At 62.5% G+C, this 23232-nt stretch carries 25 protein-coding genes; 17 read left to right on the forward strand and 8 right to left on the reverse strand.

Annotated elements, in window-relative coordinates; translation table 11 throughout:
• The first annotated feature begins 154 nt into the window (after nucleotides 1–154).
• From ASD02_RS14820 to ASD02_RS14830, 3 genes are all read left to right on the forward strand, one after another.
• Nucleotides 155–418: a hypothetical protein gene (locus ASD02_RS14820; RefSeq protein WP_025427439.1), complete on the forward strand. Its 264-nt coding sequence runs from the start codon at nucleotides 155–157 to the stop codon at nucleotides 416–418.
• Nucleotides 419–885: 467 nt separating this feature from the next.
• On the forward strand, nucleotides 886–2505 hold the full coding sequence (locus tag ASD02_RS14825) for a caspase domain-containing protein (protein WP_057220801.1): 1620 nt from the start codon (nucleotides 886–888) through the stop codon (nucleotides 2503–2505).
• Nucleotides 2506–2590: 85 nt separating this feature from the next.
• The gene (locus ASD02_RS14830) at nucleotides 2591–3295 is read left to right on the forward strand and encodes a peroxiredoxin-like family protein (protein WP_025427437.1); all 705 of its coding nucleotides are present in this window, start codon (nucleotides 2591–2593) and stop codon (nucleotides 3293–3295) included.
• A 48-nt stretch (nucleotides 3296–3343) separates the two neighbouring features.
• Here the strand turns inward: ASD02_RS14830 and ASD02_RS14835 are convergent, their stop codons facing one another.
• Nucleotides 3344–4096 carry a hypothetical protein gene (locus ASD02_RS14835; protein ID WP_057206249.1) on the reverse strand — a complete coding sequence of 251 codons (753 nt, stop codon included), beginning with the start codon at nucleotides 4094–4096 and terminating at the stop codon, nucleotides 3344–3346.
• A gap of 285 nt (nucleotides 4097–4381) precedes the next feature.
• On the opposite strand from ASD02_RS14835, the gene ASD02_RS14840 reads away from it, so the two are divergent.
• Both ASD02_RS14840 and ASD02_RS14845 read left to right on the forward strand, forming a co-directional pair.
• Entirely contained in the window at nucleotides 4382–5143 is a 762-nt protein-coding gene (locus tag ASD02_RS14840) for an MBL fold metallo-hydrolase (RefSeq protein WP_025427435.1), read from the forward strand.
• Nucleotides 5144–5323: 180 nt separating this feature from the next.
• Nucleotides 5324–6727, forward strand: coding sequence for a DUF1254 domain-containing protein (locus ASD02_RS14845; protein WP_025427434.1), 1404 nt, complete (start codon nucleotides 5324–5326; stop codon nucleotides 6725–6727).
• Between the two features lie 148 nt (nucleotides 6728–6875).
• On the opposite strand, the gene ASD02_RS14850 is transcribed toward ASD02_RS14845, so the two are convergent.
• On the reverse strand, nucleotides 6876–7574 hold the full coding sequence (locus ASD02_RS14850; RefSeq protein ID WP_025427433.1) for a thioredoxin family protein: 699 nt from the start codon (nucleotides 7572–7574) through the stop codon (nucleotides 6876–6878).
• 49 nt (nucleotides 7575–7623) lie between these two features.
• Nucleotides 7624–7899: a hypothetical protein gene (locus ASD02_RS14855; protein ID WP_025427432.1), complete on the reverse strand. Its 276-nt coding sequence runs from the start codon at nucleotides 7897–7899 to the stop codon at nucleotides 7624–7626.
• Between the two features lie 107 nt (nucleotides 7900–8006).
• On the opposite strand from ASD02_RS14855, the gene ASD02_RS14860 reads away from it, so the two are divergent.
• The 3 genes from ASD02_RS14860 (at nucleotide 8007) to ASD02_RS14870 (ending at nucleotide 10437) form a co-directional block, all read left to right on the forward strand.
• On the forward strand, nucleotides 8007–9227 hold the full coding sequence (locus ASD02_RS14860) for a hypothetical protein (protein WP_025427431.1): 1221 nt from the start codon (nucleotides 8007–8009) through the stop codon (nucleotides 9225–9227).
• A gap of 9 nt (nucleotides 9228–9236) precedes the next feature.
• Complete coding sequence (locus ASD02_RS14865; RefSeq protein ID WP_025427430.1) at nucleotides 9237–9905, forward strand: PQQ-binding-like beta-propeller repeat protein; 669 nt, start codon at nucleotides 9237–9239, stop codon at nucleotides 9903–9905.
• A 325-nt stretch (nucleotides 9906–10230) separates the two neighbouring features.
• Nucleotides 10231–10437, forward strand: a complete 207-nt coding sequence (locus ASD02_RS14870) for a hypothetical protein (protein ID WP_025427429.1) — start codon at nucleotides 10231–10233, stop codon at nucleotides 10435–10437.
• 32 nt (nucleotides 10438–10469) lie between these two features.
• On the opposite strand, the gene ASD02_RS14875 is transcribed toward ASD02_RS14870, so the two are convergent.
• A complete protein-coding gene (locus ASD02_RS14875; protein ID WP_025427428.1) occupies nucleotides 10470–11879 on the reverse strand; it encodes an adenylate/guanylate cyclase domain-containing protein in 1410 nt (469 codons plus the stop codon).
• 211 nt (nucleotides 11880–12090) lie between these two features.
• Here ASD02_RS14875 and ASD02_RS14880 point away from each other — a divergent pair, with 211 nt between their 5' ends.
• The 4 genes from ASD02_RS14880 to ASD02_RS14900 all read left to right on the forward strand — a co-directional run bounded on the left by ASD02_RS14880 (nucleotide 12091) and on the right by ASD02_RS14900 (nucleotide 16601).
• Nucleotides 12091–13158 carry a cyclic nucleotide-gated ion channel gene (locus tag ASD02_RS14880; protein WP_057220802.1) on the forward strand — a complete coding sequence of 356 codons (1068 nt, stop codon included), beginning with the start codon at nucleotides 12091–12093 and terminating at the stop codon, nucleotides 13156–13158.
• 142 nt (nucleotides 13159–13300) lie between these two features.
• Nucleotides 13301–14134 carry a response regulator gene (locus tag ASD02_RS14885; RefSeq protein WP_025427426.1) on the forward strand — a complete coding sequence of 278 codons (834 nt, stop codon included), beginning with the start codon at nucleotides 13301–13303 and terminating at the stop codon, nucleotides 14132–14134.
• 519 nt (nucleotides 14135–14653) lie between these two features.
• The gene (locus ASD02_RS14895; RefSeq protein WP_244445410.1) at nucleotides 14654–15946 is read left to right on the forward strand and encodes a diguanylate cyclase; all 1293 of its coding nucleotides are present in this window, start codon (nucleotides 14654–14656) and stop codon (nucleotides 15944–15946) included.
• Between the two features lie 172 nt (nucleotides 15947–16118).
• Complete coding sequence (locus ASD02_RS14900) at nucleotides 16119–16601, forward strand: VOC family protein (RefSeq protein ID WP_025427423.1); 483 nt, start codon at nucleotides 16119–16121, stop codon at nucleotides 16599–16601.
• 56 nt (nucleotides 16602–16657) lie between these two features.
• On the opposite strand, the gene ASD02_RS14905 is transcribed toward ASD02_RS14900, so the two are convergent.
• The 4 genes from ASD02_RS14905 to ASD02_RS14925 form a co-directional block, all read right to left on the reverse strand.
• A complete protein-coding gene (locus ASD02_RS14905; RefSeq protein ID WP_025427422.1) occupies nucleotides 16658–17257 on the reverse strand; it encodes a YdeI/OmpD-associated family protein in 600 nt (199 codons plus the stop codon).
• A 507-nt stretch (nucleotides 17258–17764) separates the two neighbouring features.
• Nucleotides 17765–18769, reverse strand: coding sequence for a GlxA family transcriptional regulator (locus ASD02_RS14910; RefSeq protein ID WP_057210910.1), 1005 nt, complete (start codon nucleotides 18767–18769; stop codon nucleotides 17765–17767).
• Between the two features lie 455 nt (nucleotides 18770–19224).
• Complete coding sequence (locus tag ASD02_RS14920; RefSeq protein ID WP_025427418.1) at nucleotides 19225–19428, reverse strand: hypothetical protein; 204 nt, start codon at nucleotides 19426–19428, stop codon at nucleotides 19225–19227.
• A 97-nt stretch (nucleotides 19429–19525) separates the two neighbouring features.
• Entirely contained in the window at nucleotides 19526–19846 is a 321-nt protein-coding gene (locus ASD02_RS14925) for a hypothetical protein (protein ID WP_025427417.1), read from the reverse strand.
• A 114-nt stretch (nucleotides 19847–19960) separates the two neighbouring features.
• Here ASD02_RS14925 and ASD02_RS14930 point away from each other — a divergent pair, with 114 nt between their 5' ends.
• The 5 genes from ASD02_RS14930 to ASD02_RS14950 all read left to right on the forward strand — a co-directional run bounded on the left by ASD02_RS14930 (nucleotide 19961) and on the right by ASD02_RS14950 (nucleotide 23226).
• Nucleotides 19961–20884: a LysR family transcriptional regulator gene (locus tag ASD02_RS14930; protein ID WP_025427416.1), complete on the forward strand. Its 924-nt coding sequence runs from the start codon at nucleotides 19961–19963 to the stop codon at nucleotides 20882–20884.
• A gap of 62 nt (nucleotides 20885–20946) precedes the next feature.
• Nucleotides 20947–21600, forward strand: a complete 654-nt coding sequence (locus ASD02_RS14935) for a VIT1/CCC1 transporter family protein (RefSeq protein WP_025427415.1) — start codon at nucleotides 20947–20949, stop codon at nucleotides 21598–21600.
• A 185-nt stretch (nucleotides 21601–21785) separates the two neighbouring features.
• A complete protein-coding gene (locus ASD02_RS14940; RefSeq protein WP_057210908.1) occupies nucleotides 21786–22097 on the forward strand; it encodes a metalloregulator ArsR/SmtB family transcription factor in 312 nt (103 codons plus the stop codon).
• Nucleotides 22098–22149: 52 nt separating this feature from the next.
• Nucleotides 22150–22617, forward strand: coding sequence for an SRPBCC family protein (locus ASD02_RS14945; RefSeq protein WP_025427413.1), 468 nt, complete (start codon nucleotides 22150–22152; stop codon nucleotides 22615–22617).
• A 177-nt stretch (nucleotides 22618–22794) separates the two neighbouring features.
• Nucleotides 22795–23226: a hypothetical protein gene (locus tag ASD02_RS14950; protein ID WP_225906564.1), complete on the forward strand. Its 432-nt coding sequence runs from the start codon at nucleotides 22795–22797 to the stop codon at nucleotides 23224–23226.
• Nucleotides 23227–23232 lie beyond the last annotated feature (6 nt).

Below are 23232 nucleotides of genomic sequence, written 5' to 3' on the forward strand. Positions count from 1 at the left end.
AGCCGCTATTCAGCCTGCCCGCGATAAAAAGCATGCAATTCTTCTTTTGACGGTCTAGGCTGTCATGGGCTGAAGAGGTGGCCGGAGCCACCGTCGCTTATCCGACGGGGCGGACGGCTGTGCAAAAGGGCGGCGCCGCGGGCGTCGATGGGCGATGAAGACATTTGTGATTGCTTTGCTTTCCGGCGTGCTGGCGGCAGGGGCGGTTTCGGCCGCGACTGTCACGAACAAGGATGGCGAGACTGCTGTTCTGGTTGTCGTCGAGGGCGAAAGCCGCATGGAAGTGGCGATCAGCGCCGGCGCCACCGAGATGATCTGCCCCAGCGGCTGCTTCGTCACCACGCCGAGCGGCGACCGTATCGGCCTGCAGGGCGACGAGAATGTCGAGATCGTCAACGGTTCGGCGATCGTCAAGTAAGCGCAGCTCTTCAAACGGAATTCGAAACGGCGTCGGGATCACCCGGCGCCGTTTTCCGTTTCACGACATCGCGCCAGATGCATCGGTGCGCGACCTCGCCGGCAAAAGCGGCCTGCGCGCAGCCCTAAACCGAAGGGGTGAGGACGCGCTAATCCCATTTGGCAATTGAATGAAATGCGGCGATCGCCCGTTATTCCAGAGACGAAGCGTCCACAAGGTTTCGCGCAGACCGGGTGACGCAAGGGCGGGTCGGCGGCATTGACAGGGCCGGCAATGGATCGCACCCTTGCGACAACAGGCGCTGTGCGGCGGCGGGGCAGGCGAGTTAAGACAGCGCCGCGCGTCTTATCAGACGCGCAAAGGTCGCTGTAGCGCTTTGAATTGCTGCAGGTTTTATCCCTAAATCGACAACGATTTAAGGACACGTGCAGCGGGGGGCATGCATGGGCATGCCCGGGGGGTATGGCATGCATTGGCTTCGCATCGTCATCGCGGTCTTCCTGGTGCTGATATGTTCGCAGGCGCTTGCCGAAAGGCGGGTGGCGCTGGTCATCGGTAACTCGGCCTACCAATATGTGCCAGAGCTTCCCAACCCCGACAACGACGCAGGCGACATGGCCGCCAAGCTTGAAGCGCTGGGATTCGAGGTCGTCGTCGGTCGCGATCTTGATCTTGCCGGCGTGCGCAACACGATCCGCGACTTCGTCGGCAAGCTCGACGGTGCGGACCTCGCGCTGTTCTACTATGCCGGCCACGGCCTGCAGGTGAACGGCGAGAACTATATCGCTCCCATCGACGCCAAGCTTCTCTCCTATATCGACCTTGAATTCGAGGCGGTACCGATGAACCTGATCCTTTCGGCGATGGAGCGCGAGACGCGGGTCAATCTGGTGTTCCTCGATGCCTGCCGCGACAATCCGCTGGCAGTCAATCTTGCCCGCTCGATGGGCACGCGCTCCAGCTCGATCGGCCGGGGGCTGGCGAAGGTCGGTACCGGCATCGGCTCGCTGATCGCCTTTGCCACCCAGCCCGGCAACGTTGCGCTCGACGGCGCCGGGCGCAACTCACCGTTCACGGCGGCGCTGCTGCGCCACCTCGGCAAGCCCGGACGCGACATCACCCGTGAGCTGATCGACGTGCGCCGTGACGTGCTGGAGGCGACCGATGGCAAGCAGGTGCCCTGGGACAATTCCTCGCTGACCGGCGAGGTGGTGCTGAAGCCATCGACATCGACGGAGCCTGCGGCGTCGGCCGGCGGCGACAAGGGCGACAACGCCGCCGAGCTTGCCTATTGGGACACGATCAAGGGATCGAGCGACCGAGACCTGTTCGACGCCTATCTGCAGCAATATCCTGGTGGTGCCTTCGTCTCGCTGGCGAAGGCGAAAATCAGGATCATCGAGCGTGCGGCGGCCGACGTTGCGGCTGCGCAGCTGGAAGCCGAGGGGGCGAAACAGCAAGCACCGCCTGTCGGGGGGCTGCCCACCGCAACGGAGCAGGTGGCTGCATTGACCCAGCCGCTGGCCAACCAAACCCCGACGCTTGAAACCGCCTCGCCCGACCGGGAGCTGGTGCGCTCGATCCAGAAGGAGTTGAACCGCGTCGGCTGCCGCGCCGGCAGCGAAGACGGGCTCTGGGGTCTCGGAAGCCGCAGGGCGCTGGAGCAGTTCGCCAAACTGATCAAGGTCGAGCTTGCGGCCCTTGAGCCGTCTGATGGCGTGCTGGAACGATTGCGGACGCAGAAGGCGCGGATCTGCCCGCTCGTCTGCGCCCAGAACCAGCAGCTGAAGAGCGGCCGCTGCGTCGATATCAAGCGCGAGGCGAAGCTGCCGGAGCCGGCGAAGACGCGCAGCACCGACGAGACGCCGACCAGGAAAGCGCCATCGAACACCATTACGGCGCCTGACGACGCCAAGAAAAAGAGTTTTGCCAACTGCCCGGCCAGTGCCCAGCTCGCAGCCCGCCAGACCCTGGAGCGCGGCACGGGGCGCGGACGCACGATGAGATCCGCCATGCATTCCTGCGGCCGCACCTTCGTGTGCCACCGCGCCGCCCGCGGGCAGCCCTGGGACTGCAGCTGGCGGTGACAGGGCCGCGGCATGGCGACCGACCGGAACGGCGTCGCGGCCACACAACAGCGTGATCTTCGGACCCATATGGAGGATAGTCAGCATGAGCCAAGCGATCCGCGCACTGCAACCGGGCGAGCCTGCTCCGGCCTTCTCGCTACCCGCCGCCAACGTCGGGGGCGTGGTTTCGCTCGCGGACCTGCGCGGACGCCCGTTTCTGATCGGGCTGTTTCGCGGCCTGCATTGCCCGTTCTGCCGGCGCCAGCTGCGGCAATTTTCCGCGCTCCAGCCCGCCTTGCGCGAGGCGGGCGTCGAGACACTGGCCGTGATCAACACGCCGCTCGAGCGGGCAAGGCTCTATCTCCAGTTTCAGCCGACGCCGGTGACGGTGTTGTGCGATCCGGAGTGCCGCACGCATCGTGACTTCGGCGTGCCGCGCGTGGTCTTCGCCCCGGCCGACGGTGAGGAAAAGAAGCAATGGCCCTTTCACGCCAGCTTCGAACAGTTTGCCGCAGCGCGCATCAATCCGAACGACGAGATGGCCGAGCCGGCACACCCGATGGAGGCCAATACCGTGCTCAACACCAAGGATGGCTTCGAGCTGAATGACGTCGACCGGTCCATCTTCGAGAACCATGGCACCCAGCTTGTCGGCCATTTCCTTGTCGATGGGTCAGGCCATATTGCCTGGGCCGAGGTCGAGGCACGCAACGGCCCCGAGGGCCTTGGAACCTTGCCGACCGCCGAGCAGATCATTGCCGCCGCAGGAGATGTGGCGGTTTCCTCCGCCAACCAGGGGCCGCGATGATGGATGCTGCCGTGGCGAAATCAACCGCGCTCCTGCATGCGTGATGTTTCAGTCGCGCCGAAGACCGAAGCTTGTTGTTGCGCCGCGCTGGGGCTGGCCTGTCTCGGCCGGTCCGCCCGTGTGTTTTCGGCTGGCGTAGATGAGATAGACCGAGGCAGCGATGAACAGCGACAGCGGCAGGCCGGGATAAAGGGTGAAACGGTGCAGGTAGACCTTGGCCCAGGTCAGCGCACCGTAGAGACCAAAGCCATGCAGGCCAAAGAAAAATGGCCACAGCATTATCGCAAGCCCGAGCAGGCCGTACGCCATCATGAGAACGAGCAGGGTGGACCAGACGCGATACGCGGCGGCGTGGCCCTCGTTCATCGGACCGCTTGGTGCGCGTGCAAGACTCAGCGTGATGATGGCAATGACCGCGCTCAGGAGCGAAGTGGGTAATTGCGGGCCGGCGAAGCCGAAAAAGAAAGCGACGCCCCAGTGCGCCCCGAAAATGAGCGCAAAGGGAAGATCGGACAGGGCAAGCAGGACGATGTAGATGCCGATCTTGCCCGGCATGCCGACTACCTTGCTCCGGGCGATCGAGATGCGTGCAAGCGACGCTGCGAAGGTCAGGTAGATGATCGGCTTCAAATAGACGCCAAGCACCACGGCGAAGGCGCCGGCAGCATCAGTTCTGGCGGCGCCGCTCATATGGACCAGGGCATACACGATAAACGGAAATGCCAGGGTGACGACGACGAAAAGGCCAAAACGCCATGCCCATGCCCGCGCGTAGGCTCCGCCGCTAATGACGTTTTCCACGATGTCTCTCCCGATTGCTCGTGCTTGTCGCCACGTTTGGCGATAGGTCGTTAAAGTTCTGCTCGGTAGAACAATGCAACTTTAGGGATTGTCTCCTTTGGCGGTGGTAATTGCGAACGCGGGCAGTTCCCGCGGTCGGCGCTCCCAGCCCCATCCGCGTCGTCGGGACCACGCCGCGTGTCCGGCTCGCCCGGCCGTGGTCGCATTTCGGGGCTTGATTTTGTCGCCGCAATCGTAACCATCCGGCGACCGTCAAACACCTGATGTCGCCAGAGGATGCGCCCCATGAAACTGCAGCTGATCCGCAACGCCACCTTGAAGCTCGACTATGCCGGCCGCACGGTGCTGATCGATCCCTATCTGGCGCCGAAACACAGCCTGCCGTCCTTTGCCAACCGGTCCGAGAACCCGATGGTCGAGCTGCCGGTGTCGATCGAGGCGATCCTTGATGGCGTGGAACTGGTCATCGTTTCGCACCTGCATTCCGACCATTTCGACGATGTGGCCAAGGAACGGCTGCCGAAGCATCTGCCGATCTTCTGTCAGCCTGGCGATGAAGGCGAGATCCGCGCCGCGGGCTTTACCGACGTGATCCCGCTTGTCGACCGCGCCAGCTGGCAGGGGCTGACGCTGACGCGGCGCGAAGGCAGCCACGGCCTTGGGGCCGTCGTCGAGCTGATGGGCTCGGTCATGGGCTTCACGCTTGAAGCTGCGGGCGAACCGTCGATCTACTGGGCCGGCGACACCGTGCTCTATCCGCCGGTGGCAAGCGTGATCGCCGAGACGAAGCCCGACATCATCGTCACCCATTCCTGCGGTGCCCGCTGGGACGGCGACCTCATCGTCATGGATGCGCAGGAAACCGTTGCCGTCTGCGAAACATCCGGCGATGCCGTGGTCGTCGCCACGCATATGGAGGCGCTCGACCACGCCACGATCACCCGGCATGACCTGCGCGAAGCTGCTGATAACAGCGGGATTTCGGCGATGAAGCTGCGAATCCCGGCCGATGGTGATGTCCTGGTTCTTGAAGGGGCTGCGACATAATTTCGAGCGCGGGCGCCATCGCGAGTCATGCTGGCCCTCAGCGGAAAGGCGGCTCTCGCATTCGCAGACGGCTGCCGCCGTCTAACTCCGCTCTCGCGTCTGCATTTACAGTAACGCACTTACGTCTGCGATCGATTCGGACAATGCTGTAGCTCCACGGCCAATTGGCAGGAGGGCAGCATGAGGCGGTTGTTTTTTGCGGCGATGGCTCTGGCGGCGATGTCGTCGGCCGCCGCAGCACTTTCACCCGATGAACTCGCACGGCGGACGATCGAGCGTCGTGCGGTGGAGGCAGTGATCTGGGGCATGCCAGCGGTCAATTATGATCTGATGCTCCAGGAAATGCTCACCAAGACCAAGGGCAAGGTCAACGAGATCGTCTACTGGTCCCGTCCGCTCGATTGGCAAAATCAGACGCTGACGCCCAACCCGGATGCGATCTATCTGATGACCTTCACCGATACCCGTGATGTCGGGCCGGTGGTCATCGAGGTGCCCCCTGCCGAGGGTGGATCGATCAACGGCAACATTGTCGATGTGTGGCAGATGCCCCTGGAGGATGCCGGTCCGTCCGGCGCCGACCAGGGCGAGGGCGGAAAGTACCTCGTTCTGCCGCCGGGCTATGTCGGGACGATCCCCGAAGGCTACATACCACTGAAGTCGAATACCTATGGCGGTTATGCGCTGTTGCGGTCCAACCTCGCCAGCCACGCCGACGCTGATATCGAAAAGTCCGTGGCCTACGCCAAGAGGCTGAAGGTCTATCCGCTGTCCCAGGCGGCATCTCCGCCGGAGACGGTGTTTACCGATGCCAGGGACGTGCTGTTCGACAGTACCATCCGCTACGATGTCAGCTTCTTCCAGTCGCTCGATCGCATTGTCCAGAGCGAACCATGGCTGGCGCGGGACCGGGCGATGATCGATCAGCTGCGGTCTCTCGGCATCGAGAAGGGAAAGCCGTTCAGGCCGGAAGCCACGACCACCGAGGCGCTCGCGGTAGGAATAGAGGAGGCCCGCGAATGGCTCGAGTTGAAATACGATGCCGGCTTGAAACCCTTCTATGACAAAGGACGCTGGAATTTCCCGGCCGACCCGGAGCTCGTCAAGGCGGCGCAGGCGTCGTACGATGAGCCGGATGCCTATCCCGTCGATATTCGCGGCGTCACCTACAGCTATGCCTATGTCGGCATCAAGCGCCTGGGGGCGGGGCAGTTCTACCTTATTGCCATCAAGGACAAGGACGGCCAGGCTTTCGAGGGGTCGAAGACCTACCGGCTGACGGTACCGGCCAATGTCCCGGTCGAGCAATACTGGTCGCTGACCGCCTACGATCGCCAGACCCACGCGCTGATCCGCAATATGCCGCACGCCAGCCGTTCCTCGCAGGTCGCCGAACTGCAGAAGAATGCCGACGGCTCGGTCGATATCTACCTTGGTCCGAAAGCTCCTGATGGAAAAGAGTCGAATTGGATCCCGACCGATTCGCAGCGCGACTTCGAACTTATGTTCCGCCTCTACGCGCCGACAAAGGCCTTGTTCGAAAAGACGTGGGTGCTGCCGGACGTCGAGCCGGTACGCGAATGATCCGGGATCGGTAACCGGGGCAGCCGTCATGTGGCTGCGCGTCGTGTGCCCCTTGCGGTGGAGAACTCGCGCGTCGCACCACACGCCGCGATAGGTGGCGACCGGCTGCACTGCGGCCGGTCACCTTGCCTCGGTATTGATCGTGGCCTCAGTACTGGTCGCAGCGGCGCACCCATTCCATCGGGTAATTCAAGCTGTCCTCGTCGCGGCCCTTGGGTACGAGGTCGAGGAAATGGTAGGCGCCGTTCAGCATCTCGACGCCGCGCGAGTAGCAGGAATAGGTGTGGAACAGCTCGTTCCTGTCGTCCCTGTAGAATACGCTGATGCCCACCTGTTCCGACACGGTGCTCGGCTGGATCTTGTAGTTGTAGTAGGCCTCGCCCTTGGCGAGCTGTTCGGGCGTCCGGGATGCCTGATAGTCGAAGTTGAAGTCGCTGCCGAAGGATGACACCCATGGGAAGCTCCAGCCCAGCCGCTTCCTGTAAGCCTCGATCTGGGTGAGCGGTGCGCGCGATACGGCGGTGAAGGTCACGTCGCGATGGTTGAGATGAACCGGGATGCCGTTGAAATTGTCGGCCCAGAACGAGCAGTGCTTGCAGCCTTCCTGCCAGTCGGGACCAAGCATGAAGTGGTAGACGATCAGCTGCGAGCGGCCGTCGAAGAGATCGGTGAGCGACAGGGCGCCGTTCGGCCCGTCGAACTGGTAGGATTTTTCCACGCGCTCCCAGGGCATTTCCATGCGGCGGCGCGTCAGCGCCTCCCGTTGACGGGAGAATTCCTTTTCGGCGGCAAGCAGGTCCAGGCGCGCCTTCAGCCACGCCTCGGGTGAAACGATTTCGTTCTGCATCGTGGTCTCCTTGGTGTTGAGATGTTTGTCTGGTGGCAACGATCGGGGCTCACGGCCGATGGGTAGAGTTTCGCCGTCCGGAGAGCAGCCGCAGCCACGGCCCGGAATGGAAGGCGCTCATCAGCCCGTACATCGCCACCATTCCCGTCAGCGGGGACGCGGCTGAGGTCGTGCAGAGCATGTCCGGCTCGCCGATGCTCAGAACGCCGGTCAAAAGCGCCATGAACGCAAAGGTCGGACTGGCGAGGAGAGGGAGCCGATCGGCCGCGCCACGAGCTATCGCCCTTCGCGACCCTTCAATCGTTCCGGTTCTGTGCGTCGACATTTTCGGCTATCCATTTGTTCGGCGGTTGCGCAGGTCGTTGCGGGTCTGCGAATACAGTTAGCGTCCGAAGCTGAGAGTGCGGGAGTTACAAGTTTGACGGGATTGCGATGGACTCGCTGATCACGGCTGCGGCGCGGGCGCTGGCGGCGGGCGATCCGCTCGGCGCGCTGAAACGCGTCGCACTGCGCGACGACGCGCCGGCGCTGGCGCTGCGCGGGATCGCGATGGCGCAGCTCGGCGACTTCCCACGCGCAAAAGCCCTGCTGAAAAGTGCCGCGCGTGCATTCGGCCCAAGGGAAGCGGTGGCACGGGCGCGATGTGTCGTGGCTGACGCCGAGATTGCGCTGGTTTCACGCGACCTTGGCTGGCCGGAGAAGGCGCTTGAGACGGCGCGGGCTGTGCTCGAGGCCCATGGCGACCGCGTCAACGCCGCCCATGCGCGCAATCTCCAGGTCCGACGTCTCGTCCTGATCGGCCGCCTCGATGAAGCCGAGCAGGCGCTTGACGGCTTCGACCCGATGCCGCTGCCGCCCGCATCACGCGCCGCCAACGCTCTCATTGTCGCCGGCATCGCCGTCAGGCGCCTGCAGACGAAGACGGCGCGCGCTCAGCTGGCGCTGGCGCGCGAGGCGGCGCGTGAAGCCGGTATCCCGGCATTGACCGCCGAAGTCGACGGCGCCTTTTTAGCGCTCTCCAAGCCGGCTGCGCGCCTGATCGCCCGTGGCGAGGAGAGGGCGTTGCTGCTCGAAGAGGTCGCGGCGCTGCTGGCATCCGGCGCGCTGGTCATCGATGCATGCCGGCATGTCGTGCGGGCAGGTGATAGGTTAGCATCACTCTCGACGCGCCCGGTTCTCTTTGCGCTTGCCAGGACGCTGGCTGAAGCCTGGCCGGGGGATGCTTCGAGGAGCGCGCTTCTCGCCCGCGCCTTCCGGGCGAGGCACGCAGACGAATCGCACCGGGCGCGACTGCGCGTCGAAATCGGACGGCTTCGCGCTGAGCTACGGGATGTGGCCGAGGTAAGCGCGACAGCGCGCGGCTTTGTGCTGGTGCCGCGGCACGCTCGCGAGGTCGCCGTGCTGGCGCCGCCCGTCGAGGGACAGCACGGCGCGGTGCTTGCCTTGCTCGCTGATGGCGAGGCGTGGGCGAGTTCGGCGCTGGCGATTGCGCTTGGGGCGAGCCCGCGCACGGTGCAGCGGGCGCTTGACGCGCTTTGCGCGGCTGGCAAGGTGCAGCCGATCGGGCGGGGACGTGCACGCCGATGGATGACGCCGCCGGTGCCGGGTTTCCCGACAGTGTTGTTACTCCCCGGGCCGCTGCCGAGCGATTAGGATGAAACCATGAAAAAAGCCTCAGCCGAAATTCTCCGCGAATATGGTCCCTTTCCCGGTGCCGAGCAGGTGCATGGCGTGACGTTCGACGGCCATCACGTCTGGTTTGCCACCGGCGACAAATTGAATGCGCTCGACCCCGAGAGCGGTGAGACGGTGCGTTCCATCGATGTCGCCGCCCATGCGGGCACGGCCTTCGACGGGGAGCACCTGTTCCAGATCGCCGAGGATTGCATCCAGAAGATCGATCCGAAGACCGGCCGCGTACTTTCGACGATCCCGGCGCCGGGCAACGGTGGCGACTCCGGCCTTGCATGGGCGGAAGGTACGCTGTGGGTGGGCCAGCATCGGGGGCGAAAAATCCATCAGATCGATCCCGAGACGGGGGCCATCCTGCGCACGATCGAGTCAAACCGTGTCGTTACCGGCGTCACCTGGGTCGATGGCGACCTGTGGCACGGCACCTGGGAAGGCGACGACAGCGATGTCAGGCGCATCGATCCGCAAACGGGCGAGGTGCTGGAGCGGCTCGACATGCCGGCCGGCATGGGCGTGTCGGGGCTTGAGGCCGATGGCGGCGACCGTTTCTTCTGCGGCGGAGGCGCAAGCGGCAAGGTCAGAGCCATCCGCCGGCCGAAGCGGGCGGAGGCCGCCGACCGCAGCGCCAGAAGCAAATAATCCACGCTCTCTCTATGTCCCGCGCATCGTGAGGAATAGCAGAGCGCCTTGTCGCCTCGTCGCGGCGTCGCGTGCCTACGCTGACGCGACAAGGACGCCGTAACGTCTTGCATCAGTTGCCGAAGTCTCTTTTCAAATCGGTGCCGGCTCAACGAATTGTCAGGCCGGCTTCAGCGATGCAACGCTCACGCGCCGAACCTCTGGTCAAAGCGTGCAGGCGTACCTACCTACAATGCAGAGACGAAAATCGGCGCCCGCAAATCCGTCTCGTGGCCGCGACGTTCGTTTGCGCCAAGTAATAGGCGGCGCTTTGGAAGAGGCAAGAATGGCTAGGACGTTCCAGTCCTTCATTCACGGTGTTTGGGTCCTTGCCATCATCAGCGCGGCGACATCTGTAGGTATTGTCTATGGGTGGCAAAGCCACGGCTGGGTCGGGGCGAGCCTGTACGGGCTGATCGGTTACGGCAGCGGCGTTTTGTTCGCCTACTCGCCCTCGATGTTTTTCGATTTCCTGGAGTTGTTGGGATCCTGAGCGCGCGCTGAACGCGCTTGCCGACATCACGATCAAGGTATGGCGAAGATGCTGATCTCGTTGGTGATGCCGCGCAGCGTGACGTTGTGTGTCATCGGGTTGAGGCCGCGCTCGCTGAGCAGGTCGGCGGCGGCCGGATTGCGCAGCACCGTGCTGGTGGCGAAGATCTCCTGGGCGGTGGCGAGGTGCTGCACGCGCGAGGCGATGTTGACCGTCTGGCCGAAATAGTCCTGCCTCTCGTTGAGGCTGACGGCGATGCAGGGGCCTTCATGGATGCCGATCTTCAACAGCAGGTCCTCGCTGCTGCGCTCGTGATTGAGCTCGCGCATGGCGTCGCGCATCCGCATGGCCGCGGCGATCGCCCGATCGGGCGTCGGGAAGGTTGCCATGACGGCGTCGCCGATCGTCTTGACCACGGCGCCGGCTTCGGCGGCAACGATCTCGTTGAGCACGGTGAAATGGGTCTTGACCAGATCGAAGGCGGCGAGATCACCGACACGCTCGTAAAGCTCGGTCGAGCCGCGAAGGTCCGTGAACAGGAATGTCATGCTGGTGATCTTCAGGCGCTGGTCTACGTCGATCGTATCGGTGCGGTAGATGTCGCGGAATGTCTGGTTGGACAGCAGCCGCTTGGCCGTCAGGAAAGGACGACGGCGCCCGAGCAGCGCATGCAGCGCTTCGCCGGCGACGCAGACCGTGGGCAGCGTGCGCACCTCCGCATGGTTCTCCACCTGGATCCGCAGCGGACCCGGCTGCATGCTGATGGTCTCGTTATGCCGATGGGTGCGATCGAACACCAGGGATAGGTTGCGCCTTTCCTTCGTCGGTTCTCCCGACACGTCGATGAACTGCGCTGCGTGTGTCACCGGCTCGAAGATGATGATGAACTCGGCCGGAAGCTGCAGCGCGATGACGGCCTTTTCGCCGGGCGGCAGTTCGAGAGTCTCGAGAATGAACTCCTCGGCCTTCGCCTCGTAATCGTCTTCAGGCAGGTCGACACCGGAGCCCCAGTAGACCTGGCGGAAATATTCGGCGGCTGGAAGCTCGTGCGGATTGTGGGCCTCGATATGGCGGACGCGCGGGCTGACGGTAAACGTCACCTCGATCATCTCGTCCAGCGTCGGCTCGTAGCCGGCTGCGCAAAGCGCGCAGGTATAGGCCTCGCTCTGCACGGTTTTCAGCGAGGTGTTGGCGTCGAGCACCCCGCCGCAGCCGGGGCAGAGCACATTCCAGGACAGTTCGAACAGACCAAGCCGCGAGGCGTGCAGGAAACCGGCGATCGTCTTTTCTTCGTCCAGCCCGTGCTCGGCGGCAAAGGCGAGCGCATTGATGCGGCCGAGCTTGCGGTCCGGCGCGTCGCGCACGTGCCGCTCGATGGCATCGGCGAAGGCGGGTGCCGCCGACTGGCGCAGGACGTCGAAGAGGGCCTGGGTTTCGCTCATGGTGGTATCTTATACTGAAATGGGCGCGCGGTCAGCGCCTTGTCTTGGCGGGCTGAGAAACTGAGCCGGCTCTTCGACCAGCCGACGGGAGCCGGCGCCGCGTCGACGCTTTTGCCAAGGTCAACTCTGCTCCAGGGTCGTCTCGTTGGCCCCATTGCGCTTGGCCTGAAGCATCTTATGCTAAGAGGGTGGTAGGCCGCGGGAGCGTTGAATGTCGGCACGGCCGTTCTCGAAGATTTCTGCGCCGCTCGGCGGGCTGCTCGCCGTGGTTGGGCTCGTGGCGGTCGCTGCACTCACGACGCCGGACATGACCGGACGAACCAGGCTCAATTTGGAGGTCCTGCTTGCTCTCATCTGGGCCATCTATGTCCTGCAACTGATCGTGACGCTGATCGCCGCGCGCGAGAGAGACTTTTGGGACAGGCTGCCGGCGATTGCTATCGATGTGCTTGCTGTCTTGGTTCCTTTCGCCGCGGTGCTGTTTGTCGGCACGCGCGATCAGACCCTCTACTGTGCCATCTGGCTGCTGAAGCCTCTGCGCGAATCGCCCTTCTTCCGGCTTATGGGCAGCGTCCTGAGCAAACAGGCACGTAACCTGATCGGCATCACCTCGATCTTCGGCATCGTTCTTTTTGGTGCGGCGCTCACGGCCTATCTCATCGAGCGCGACGTCCAGCCTAACACGTTCGGCAGCATCCCCCAGGCGATGTGGTGGGCGGTGGTGACGCTGTCGACCACCGGCTATGGAGACGAGATTCCGCAAAGCTTCGCCGGCCGCGTCCTTGCCGGGCTGGTCATGATGTGCGGCATCGGCATCTTTGCGCTCTGGGCCGGCATCCTCGCCACCGGCTTCTACGAAGAGGTCCGTCGCCGGGACTTCGTGCGCAATTGGCAGTTGGTGGCGACCGTGCCACTGTTTCAGAGGCTTGGCTCGTCGGCGCTCGTCGAGATCGTGCGGGCGCTGAGGCCTCGCGTCGTGCCGGCGGGCGCTGTCATATGCCGCAAGGGCGAGGCCGGCGACCAGATGTTCTTCATCGTCGAGGGACGCGTCAGTATCGCGACACCGAACCCGGTGGAGCTAGACGCTGGCAGCTTCTTCGGCGAGATGGCGCTGATTACGGGCGAGCCCCGCTCGGCGACCGTCAGCGCGGCGACCGAGGTCTCGCTGTTGTCGCTGTATTCGGAGGATTTCCAGATGCTGTCCAGCAGCAACCCGGAGATCGCGGACATCATCCGCAAGACTGCGCTCGAGCGGCGCGGAGCGACGCCGAAGGCTTGACGGCCCCGCAGGGCTATTGGGTCGTATGCGCAGACCTGAATGCAAGCGCGCCAAGCAGCATTTCACGGCTACCTCATTAACAGCCGGGAAAGTCTTTCTCCTCTAGCATGGCTTCGGGGACACTCTTTCTTATAGGCGATCAATGTCATTTTTCGGCGTTTCCGGAATGTACTATTCCGGTGAATCTCTTGCTGAGCACCGCATCGTGCTTGCCGAGGACTCCAATCTGTTTTCGTCGATGGTCTCGAAGCGGCTGAAAGAGCTGTTCGACATCGACGTCATCGTCTGCCGCGATTATGACGATCTGCAGTTTGCCGTCGAAAATGCGACATTCCCGGCGTCGCTGGCCATTTCCAACATCAACCTGCCCGGTGCCGAGAATGGCGAGGCGCTGAATTATCTCATCGAGATGAGCGTGCCGACCGTGGTCTTCACCGGCTCCTTCCAGGAAAGTACGCGCGAGAAGATCCTGGCCAAGGAGATCGTCGACTATGTCATCAAGGACAGCGTCTTTGCCGTCGACATGCTGGCGGAATCGGTTTGCCGGTTTCTCACCAACCACAAGCACCATGTGCTCATCGTCGACGACAGCCCGACGGCGCGCGCGCTGCTGACGACGCAGCTGAAACGCTACAATTTCCGCACCAGCACGGCAGAAAACGGTGCGACGGCGCTCGAAATCCTCAAGAACCATCCGGATATCGGCCTCGTCATCACCGACTACAACATGCCCGACATCGACGGCTTCGAGCTGACGCGGCGCATTCGCGGCACCTATGGGCCGCACCAGTTGCGCATCATCGGCGTCTCGTCCTCGACCAACCGGCTCTTGTCGGCACGCTTCCTCAAGGCCGGCGGCAACGATTTCGTCGTGCGCCCCTTCGTCAACGAAGAGTTCTATTGCCGCGTCAACCAGAACCTCGACACGCTGATCAAGATCAAGACCTTGAGCGAAAAGGTGAAAGTTCCGGCCTAAAGCATGTCGCGCAAAAGTGTGCTGCGGTTTTGCGATAACGACATGCGTAAAAACAAGAACTTGAAGCGCGGCAAGCGAATCTGAAAGATCGCGACGCGCTTTAACGCGCCTGCGAACTCCGCGAACCTGGCTGCCGGATGCGCCGTTTGTCGGCGCCTTGATCCCGCCCGCCACCTCCGTTTCGAGGCGGTGGCGCTCATCCGTCGGCTACACACGCCGGCGCATCTGCCGCTTTCCTGCGCTTGCGACCCCTAAAATTGCCGGGGTCGCGAGAAAAGCCCTCTTACGGTTGCCGCATTAACGAAATTGCAATCCGGACCGTCTTCAATCGGCCGCAACAAAAGTGGGGAGCCCGGTAACGCCTGGTCATGCCAAGACAAAATGTCTGGCGCGATCCGTGCCGGGTATAATTGTATATTGGGAGCCAGCGTCGCCCTTTTTGGGACAGCACGCCTGCGGCTCGAAATCGGGATTTGCAGGGACGTGAGATTGCGCCGCACGCCAGGTCGGATCAATTCTGTGCAGAAGCACAGCGACAAGCGCATGTTGCTGATCGAAGATTCCCGCATGTTTGCCACCGCGCTGAAATACGGCCTGGAAACGGTGCATGGTATTCGTGTCACCCATTGCGCCTCGCTGGAGGCGCTGCGCCAGGAAATGACCGCAGCGCCGGATAGCTTCTCGCTCGCCGTGCTCGACCTCAATCTTCCCGACGCGCCCAATTGTGAGGCGCTCGACTTCATCCTCGCCAACAACGTTCCGGCCGTCGTCTTCACCGCGGCCTTCAACGACAACACGCGCGACCAGATCCTCGGTCGCGGCGCGCTCGATTGTGTCATCAAGAACCAGCCGGAATCGATCAATCTCCTGATCGGCGCCGTGGACCGGGCCTTGACCAATGGCAAGACGACGGTGCTGCTTGCCGATTCCGACACGCCGTCGCGGGTCGAGCTTGCGGGCATCCTGCGCCGGCAGCGGATTTCGGTGTGCGAGGTCGCTTGCGCCGCCGATGCGCTGCTGGTGCTCGATTCCGGCGAGGCGATCGATATCGTCGTCACCGATCTTGATTTGTCCGACATGACTGGGGCAGCGCTGCTTGCCGAGGTGCGCCGGCGCCAGGGCGATGAGGCGCTGCCGGTGATCGCGCTTTCCGACAGCGGCGACCGCCGGATCGGAGCGCGGTTCCTTGAGGCCGGCGGGACGGACTTCATCCAGAAGCCATTCCTTGAGGCAGAGTTCAACGGTCGCATCGCCTATGCCGCCGGCATCCAGAAACGGTTGCAGACGCTGCAGCGACAGGCAGCGAGCGACTATCTCACCGATATCTACAATCGCCGCCATTTCTTCCTGACCGGCCCGCGCCTCGTCGAGCAGTGCCTGCGCCGCGGCGAGACCACGGCCATCGCCATTCTCGACATCGACCACTTCAAACGCCTCAACGACACCTATGGCCACGAGATCGGCGACGTCGTGTTGAAGCATGTGGCCAAGCGGTTGACGACGCTGGTCGGCGACGAACACCTGCTTGCCCGCCTCGGCGGCGAGGAGTTCGGCATCCTGTTCAACGGCTTCGACGTCCAGCGCGCCTTCACGTTCTGCGAGAAGCTGCGCATCGAGCTTGCGAGATCGCGCATCGTTGCGGATGACGAGGAACTGTCGATTACAGTGTCGATCGGTCTTGCGACCATCGAGGCGCCGGAGTCCTTCGAGAACTACCTGCATGCGGCCGACCAGTTTCTCTACATGGCCAAGCACGCCGGGCGAAACCGGGTGATTTCGGAGCTCGCACTGCTCGACGCACTGGCGTCGTAGCGAGCCGCAATCCGCGACGCTGTCCGGCCAAGGACCTGTTCCTGCATGGTGGCGAGCTAGTGCCGCTAGCCGCGATGATTGCAATGAATCGCGAAGCATTGTCGGTTTCGGCATCGGCGAAACGTCTTCCAAGCAGCCGGACATGATCCGGGCCTGCGAAGAGGAGCCGCATATGACCAAAGTTGTCTCAAATCTCTGGTTCGAAAAGGACGCCCTCAGGGCCGTCGAACTCTACGTCTCGCTCGTGCCCAATTCGGCGATCGTCCGCACGACGGTGATGCCGGCGGATTCGCCGAGCGGGCCGGCGGGCAGCGTCAAGGTGATCGAGTTCACCCTGGGAAACCAGAACTTCACCGCGCTCGAAGCCGGACCGCTGGACCCGTTCAACCATTCCTTCTCGATCATGATCCAATGCGACAGTCAGGAGGAGATCGATCGCCTGTGGAATGCGCTGCTTGAAAACGGCGGGCAGGCCGAGCAATGCGGTTGGCTGCGGGACCGCTGGGGTCTTTGCTGGCAGATCGTGCCGAGAGCGCTCGGCGACATGGTTGCCCATACCGACCGCGAGCGCGCCCGGCGTGTGACCGAGGCCATGCTGGGCATGATCAAGCTCGATATCGCCGAACTGGAGCGCGCCTTCCACGCCCGGACCTGAGCCAGATCCGGCTGAACAGGTGCGCTCATGGACAAGGGTTGACGGTGTGGCCTGCGCTATTTCCGCGCCTGCGGGTAGATCGTCTCGCCGCGCTTCAGCATCTCGACGAAGGTCTCGATCTTTTTCCGGCGGCCGGCCTCGGTCTTCATATTGTGCGTGCGGAAGGCAAGCGCGAAGCGGTTCTGCGCGCTGAGTTTTGCCAGCATTTCTCGCGCCTGCGGCTCGGCGTCGATCGCTGCCTGCAGGTCGTCGGGGATCTTCATTTCCTTGCCGCTGCCATAGGCGCGATCCCAGCGGCCGTCGGCCTTGGCCTTGTCGACCTCTTTCAGCCCATACGGGGTCATCCGGCCTTCGGCGATCAGCCGGGCCACATTGTCGACGTTGATCTGGCTCCAGATGCTTTTCTTGCCGCGCGGGGTGTAGCGCTGCATGTAACTCTGGTCGTCGTGGCTCTTGCGCACGCCATCGATCCAGCCCCAGCACAGGATCACGTCGATCGCCTCCTTCGGCGTGATCGATTTGAGGCCGGAGCTTACCTTGTGGATCTTGATCCAGACCTCGGTTTCGCCGGCATGGTTGGCGCCGAGCCAGACATAGAAACGCTCTTTGTCTTCGAACTCGTGGACCTTGCTCGGATCGATGATCACGGGTGCCATGGGGTGAAATGCTCCTGATGTTCAAGCGGCGGAGGCGTGCCAGCACGTTCCGGCTGCGGCGCGGCCACGCGTTCTCCTTTTCCGTTCAAGCGAAAAATGCGGATCGACGCAAGCGCGAACGTGGGTGGAGCGGGTTCCAGAATGGCGGGAAATGAGGGGCGACAAAGCGGGCCAGGTGGTCTGTGGTATCGCTGCGGCGGCAAGCGCAACCGCAAATTGGGCGGACGGTTCCATCTGAAATTCGGACCGATACCGTCTTCAACGAGGTTTGCACCCCGTTCTCCTCATCCTCGCCCCTGTGGCAGGGATCCAGCGACCCGACGTCTGTCGGGTTAGGGGGCATTTCAGCCCAAGGACTTGGGCTGGCTGGATTCCTGTGACAGGCACAGGAATGAGGGAAGTTTTGGCGGCTGGCGGGCTCACATCGCCGGATAGGTTAAGAAGGGACGGCCTGTTGCCAACAAAAAGGGCGGATGACCCGCACTTTTTGTGTGTTCGCACCAGTTCCTATCGCGCCATCTGCAGCGTCAGCTTGCGGTCGGCGCGCTCCTGCTGCGGCGAGCGGTTGTAGAGTTCGCGATAACACTTGGAGAAGTGCGACGCCGAGACGAAGCCGCAGGCGACGGCGACTTCGACGACCGGCATCGACGACTGGATGAGGAGGTGTCGAGCGCGGTCGAGCCGGATCTCCAGATAGTAGCGGGCAGGGGACCGCCCCATCTCCTGGCGGAATAGTCGCTCGATCTGCCGGCGCGACAGGTCGGCGCCCTCGGCGATCTCCAGGAGCGACAGCGGTTCGGCAAGATTGCCTTCCATCAGCTCGATGATCGACAGCACCTTGGCGTTCTGGACGCCGAGACGGGCGCGCAGCGGCAGCCGCTGGCGGTCGTGAGGGCCGCGCACGCGGTCGGTCAGCGCCTGTTCGCAGACGCGGTTGACGAGGTTCTCGCCAAAATCCTGGTCGATCAGGTTCAGCATCATGTCGAGCGAGGCGGTGCCGCCGGCGCAGGTGTAGATGTTGCTGTCGATCTCATAGAGGTCGGCATAGACGTCGACCTGCGGGAAGTTCTCGGAGAAGCCGGGCAGGTTTTCCCAGTGGATGGCGCAGCGCTTGCCCGTCAACAGGCCGGCCGAGGCCAGCACATGGGCGCCCGTACAGAGGCTGCCGACGGCGACGCCGCGGTTGTAGACTTCGCGCAGCCAGGCATTGACCGACTTGTTGTTGAAATCCTCGACATAGATGCCGGAACAGACCAGCACCATCGACGGACGGTTTTCCCCGCCCAGGAACTTGCGTTCGTCGGCGAGAGACGAGTTGACCTCAAGCGCGATGCCGCTTGAGGAGAGAACCTTTTCGCCGTCGGTCGATGTGAGGCGCCATGTATAGGCCTCGTAGCCGAGCATGCGGTTGGCGATGCGGAGCGTTTCGATGGCGGCCGAAAACGGCAGCATGGAAAAGTTCGGTACCAGGAAGAAGACGAGAGAACGCTTTTTGGTCAAGGGCTTGTTCATGAGGCTTCCCGTGCTTGGCGATGCCGTATATTCGTCGCTTGGAAGATACCATCCGGCTTGTCTGTTTGCGACATTGACATGGAAAGCAGCGACCGCAAAGACATTTCGCATTGCGACATGGGGCGGGAAAGCCGCTGTCGAGCCGGCTTTGCGGCTTTTGTAAGGAATGCGACAGATTTACCGGCGTCGTTGACGTAATCTGACAAGAAACGCCAGAGATGCGCAATTTTCAGAAAGAACGCCTTTGGGTTGTGTTTGCCGATTGCGACGCGCCGGCGGTGAAAGGGCCAGGTGTCGGTATCGGACAAGTTCGCGCAAGGGCCGGTTTGGGGCGTTTCGACGCCCGACGGCATCTGGCGAAACCACAAAAGAAGAAAGGCATCGCCTTCTCGACGATGCCCTTCAGCGGTTCGCGCTCGGGGTCTTGGGTCCCCGAGAACAGGTCAGGCGGTCATTCATTGTTCGGTCTTGTGCACCGCGTCGTCGACGGATGGGAAGCCGATGTCCTTCATCGTGTCGTAGGACAGGTTTTCAAGTGCGCGCTCGTTGGCATAGCGCTTCCAGGCAGCCCAGGCGCGTGCACGCAGATTGAAGAGACCCGGGATGGACGAGAGGGAGGGTGCCCGCTCCGAGGTCTGTGATAGATGGATAGTAGACATTTCATGGCTCCTTCTGAGTGCCTCAGAGGTCGCGACCACGATCTATATATGTCGCAACCCTAATCATCATTCAAACGAATATGTTTGATGTTTTCCATCAAACATGGTGATCAATCAGCGTCTCGGCGAAGATGAGGTCGTTGCGGACCCGCTTGGGTAGTTTCGCCAATTCGCGGTGGGCTTCCACCCGATTCCGGGCGATGCGTTTTGCCTGTCGTTTTCGTGCAATGCCGTCGATCAGCGTTTGCACGCGGGAGAGGAACGACAGGACGAGATCGCCGTCGGCATTGACCTGTCTCACAGGCAGGGCCTTTGCCATTTGCACGGCATGATCCGGAGTGCGGTTCATCTTGGGCTTCACCTTGCTCACGTGCCGGATGTCCTGCGGGGCAGAGAAGGCCATTGTTGTCGCGGACATGACTGGTTTCCTTCCTTTGGCGTCCTTGCAACTTGACTATCGGTCTTTGCTGATGTTCAATCAAACGAAATGAAGTGAACCATTCTGTCAGTTTTATTGAACACGGATGCCGCCATGAACATGATGCTGCGCCATGCGCTTCCGCTCCTGGAAATGGATGTGTTGAAAACCTTCGTCGCCATCGCCGAAACGGGCAACTTCACCACCGCGGCCGAAACGGTCTATCGCACGCCGTCGGCGGTCTCGATGCAGATCAAGAAGCTGGAAGAGCAGCTCGGCTGCACGCTGTTCCTGCGCGATGCGCGTTCGGTGTCGCTGACGCCCAAGGGCGAGATGCTCTTGGGCTTTGCTCGCCGCCTGCTGGCGCTCAACAACGAGACGGTGTCTCGCTTCCTGCTGCCCGACATGAACGGCGTCGTGCGTGTCGGCGCGCCCGAGGATGTCGGCGAGCGCATTCTGCCGGAAGTGTTGAAGCGCTTTGCCGAATCCTATCCGAACGTCACGGTCGACGTCTCGATCGGCATGAGCGGCGCCATGCGCAAGCGCGTCGACGAGCACCGTCTCGACATCGCGATCTTCAACAGCCTGACCGACGTCGCGCCGAAGAACGGCGAGATCCTGATGCAGGAGAAGCTGGTCTGGGCCGGCGTCAAATGCGGCAATGCGCATCTTAAGGATCCGCTGCCGGTGTCGATGTGGGAGGACGGTTGCGTCTGGCGGGCCGATGCGGTGGAAAAGCTGTCGCGCGCCGGCCGCCGGTTCCGCATTGCCTTTCTCAGCGCCTATACCACGGGCCAGCGTGCCGCCGTGCTCGCGGGCCTCGCGATTGCCCCGCTGCCGCGCTACCTCGTCCAGGGTGAGATGGTGCAGCTCGGCGAGCGTGACGGCCTACCGGATCTCGGCCATTACGACATCGGCTTGCAGGTGATCGACGATGCGCCGGCGCCGGTGCTGGCTGTCGCAGATCATGTTCGCGACGCATTCGCGGAACTGAGGATCCAGTCGGGAGAGGCGCGGCTTGCAACAGCGGTTGCCTGACAAACCGGCCGAAAGCGACCCGATCGTCATGCGTTGATCTCGGCGCAAGGGGAAGGCGTGCCATGGCGCGAGATGACCAGTCGCGACGCATTTTGGATCCGATCGATCGCCTCTCGGAGATCATTTTCGGGCTGCTGATGGCGCTGTCCTTCACCGGTACGATGAGTGCGGCCGTCGGTGGCGGCGAGAAAGTGAATGCGGTGCTTGTCGCCGCTTTCGGCTGCAATCTGGCCTGGGGCATCGTCGATGGCGTCATGCATGTGGTAACGACCGCGGTCGAGCGGGTGCGACGTCGCGGCCTGGTCGACGCTCTGCAGCGCGAACCTCTCGATCGCGCCCGCCAGATCTTTCTCGACAACCTCCCTGATGATATCAGGTTGGTGTCAGCGCAAAGCGAAATCGAGGCGCTGCTTCTGCGCGTACGGGCCTTGCCGTCCAACGGTCAGCATTCCGTGGTCACAGGCGGAGACCTCAAGGCCGCGCTTGCCATCTTCGCGCTCGTCGTCATCTCGACGCTGCCGCCGAGCATTCCCTTCCTGTTCATCGAGCAGATCGACGTCGCCATGCGCGTTTCGAACGCCATCGCGCTCATCATGCTTTTTATCGTCGGAGCACGGCTCGGCAGCTATATGGGGCGAAGCCCCTGGCCGATGGCCTTCGCCATGGCAGCGATCGGTGCCGTACTTGTCGCAGTGACGATCGCGCTTGGTGGGTAGAGGGCGCAGCACGTTCGGTCCGATGGTGAAGCGCGCCGACCCGCTGCTGATATTTTGAATCACGTTCGCAGCTTATCGCCATGAAACAGCATGACTTTGTGCCGTTCCATTGTGCCAATCCCGCTGTCTTGCCGCCGGGCTCAAGCGGTGCTTGCCCTTCCATAAGCGTAGGCTTATAATAAGTAATGACTTATGAAGGCAGAGTGCTTGCGGCGTTGGCAGACCCGACGCGGCGCCAGATTTTCGAGAGGCTGGGTACCGGTCGTTGCTCGGTTGCCGATCTCGCACGGTCGTTGCCGGTGTCGCAGCCGGCAATATCGCAGCACCTGAAAGTGTTGAAAGAGGCGGGCCTTGTTCACGACACGCCTTCAGGCACGCGCCGTATCTATTCGATCGACCCCGCTGGCCTTGGTCCGCTGCGGCAATGGCTCGATCGCTTCTGGGGTGATCAACTCGCCGCCTTCAAGGCAGTGGCGGACCGCGACGAAGCCATCTGACATATCGGCATGGTTTGTGGTGCGGTCCATGAGGCAAACGGGAGTTTGTGAAATGCATCACATCGAGCCTGCCCCTGTGCGCAAAACCGTGACAGTCCGCGCGACGCCGGAGCGCGCCTTCGACATCTTCGTCGCCGGCATGGGCGAATGGTGGCTGAAGAGCCATAGCCTGACGGCAAGCGGACAGAGGACCGTCGTGGTCGAGCCGTTTGCGGGCGGCCGCTGGTACGAAATCGGCAATGGCGGCGAGGAGAAGGAATGGGGGCGGGTGCTTGCCTGCGAGCGGCCGAGGCGCATCCTCCTTGCCTGGCAACTGAATGCCGACTGGGTGTTCGATCCGGAGTTTGAGACCGCGGTGGAGGTCATCTTCGAGCCCGCAGTCGATGGCGGCACCACCGTACTGCTCGAACATCGCGATCTCGCCAATTATGGTGCGAAGGCGAATGAAGCCCGCGTGGCGCTTGATTCAGAAGATGGATGGACGGGACTGCTGGGGGCATTTGCGGCGAGGGCCGCGTGAGATTCTAAGCGTCACCGCCTTTCTCGAACGCGCTCCCTGGTGCGTTGTTGCAGCCCTCATCCGCTTGCCGGCACCTTCCCCCGCAGGCGGGGGGAGGGATGCTTGGCACTGTCACCGCCCTCACTTGCCGTTGGGCCAAAACATTTGACTATGCAGTGACTTGAACGCAAGCATGCCATGACGTTCAACCGAAGCAACGCGCGATCAATTATGCAGGTATCAACGCCATTGGAGGCTTTTCCCGAATTGGGATCAGTCGCAAACCCCGTAGTGTTCTATGACGGCATTGACGCCCTGGTTTGCTACGAGACCTCGCCCCCGGTTGGCGGTGGCAACGTGGTCCTGAGGTTCGGTGACGTTATCGATTTCCGAGTCACGCCGATGAATGTCGATGGCCTGCCAGGATGCAGATACCCGGTCCTTCCGTGGGCGTTCAATGAAGTCTCTGGTGGCGAGGAAACAGCCCGGTGGGAAGTCCTCAGTCCACGATTTTGGATCATATCCTTCCACGACGTCACGATCGACGTTCTGTTCGAGACGGTCTCCCTCGTGGTTCATGACGAACGCGGCGGGCCGCTGCGCAGGACGCTGATGGACGTCATACGTTGATGCGCT

Source organism: Ensifer sp. Root1252, from assembly GCF_001425885.1.
GTDB lineage: Bacteria > Pseudomonadota > Alphaproteobacteria > Rhizobiales > Rhizobiaceae > Ensifer > Ensifer canadensis.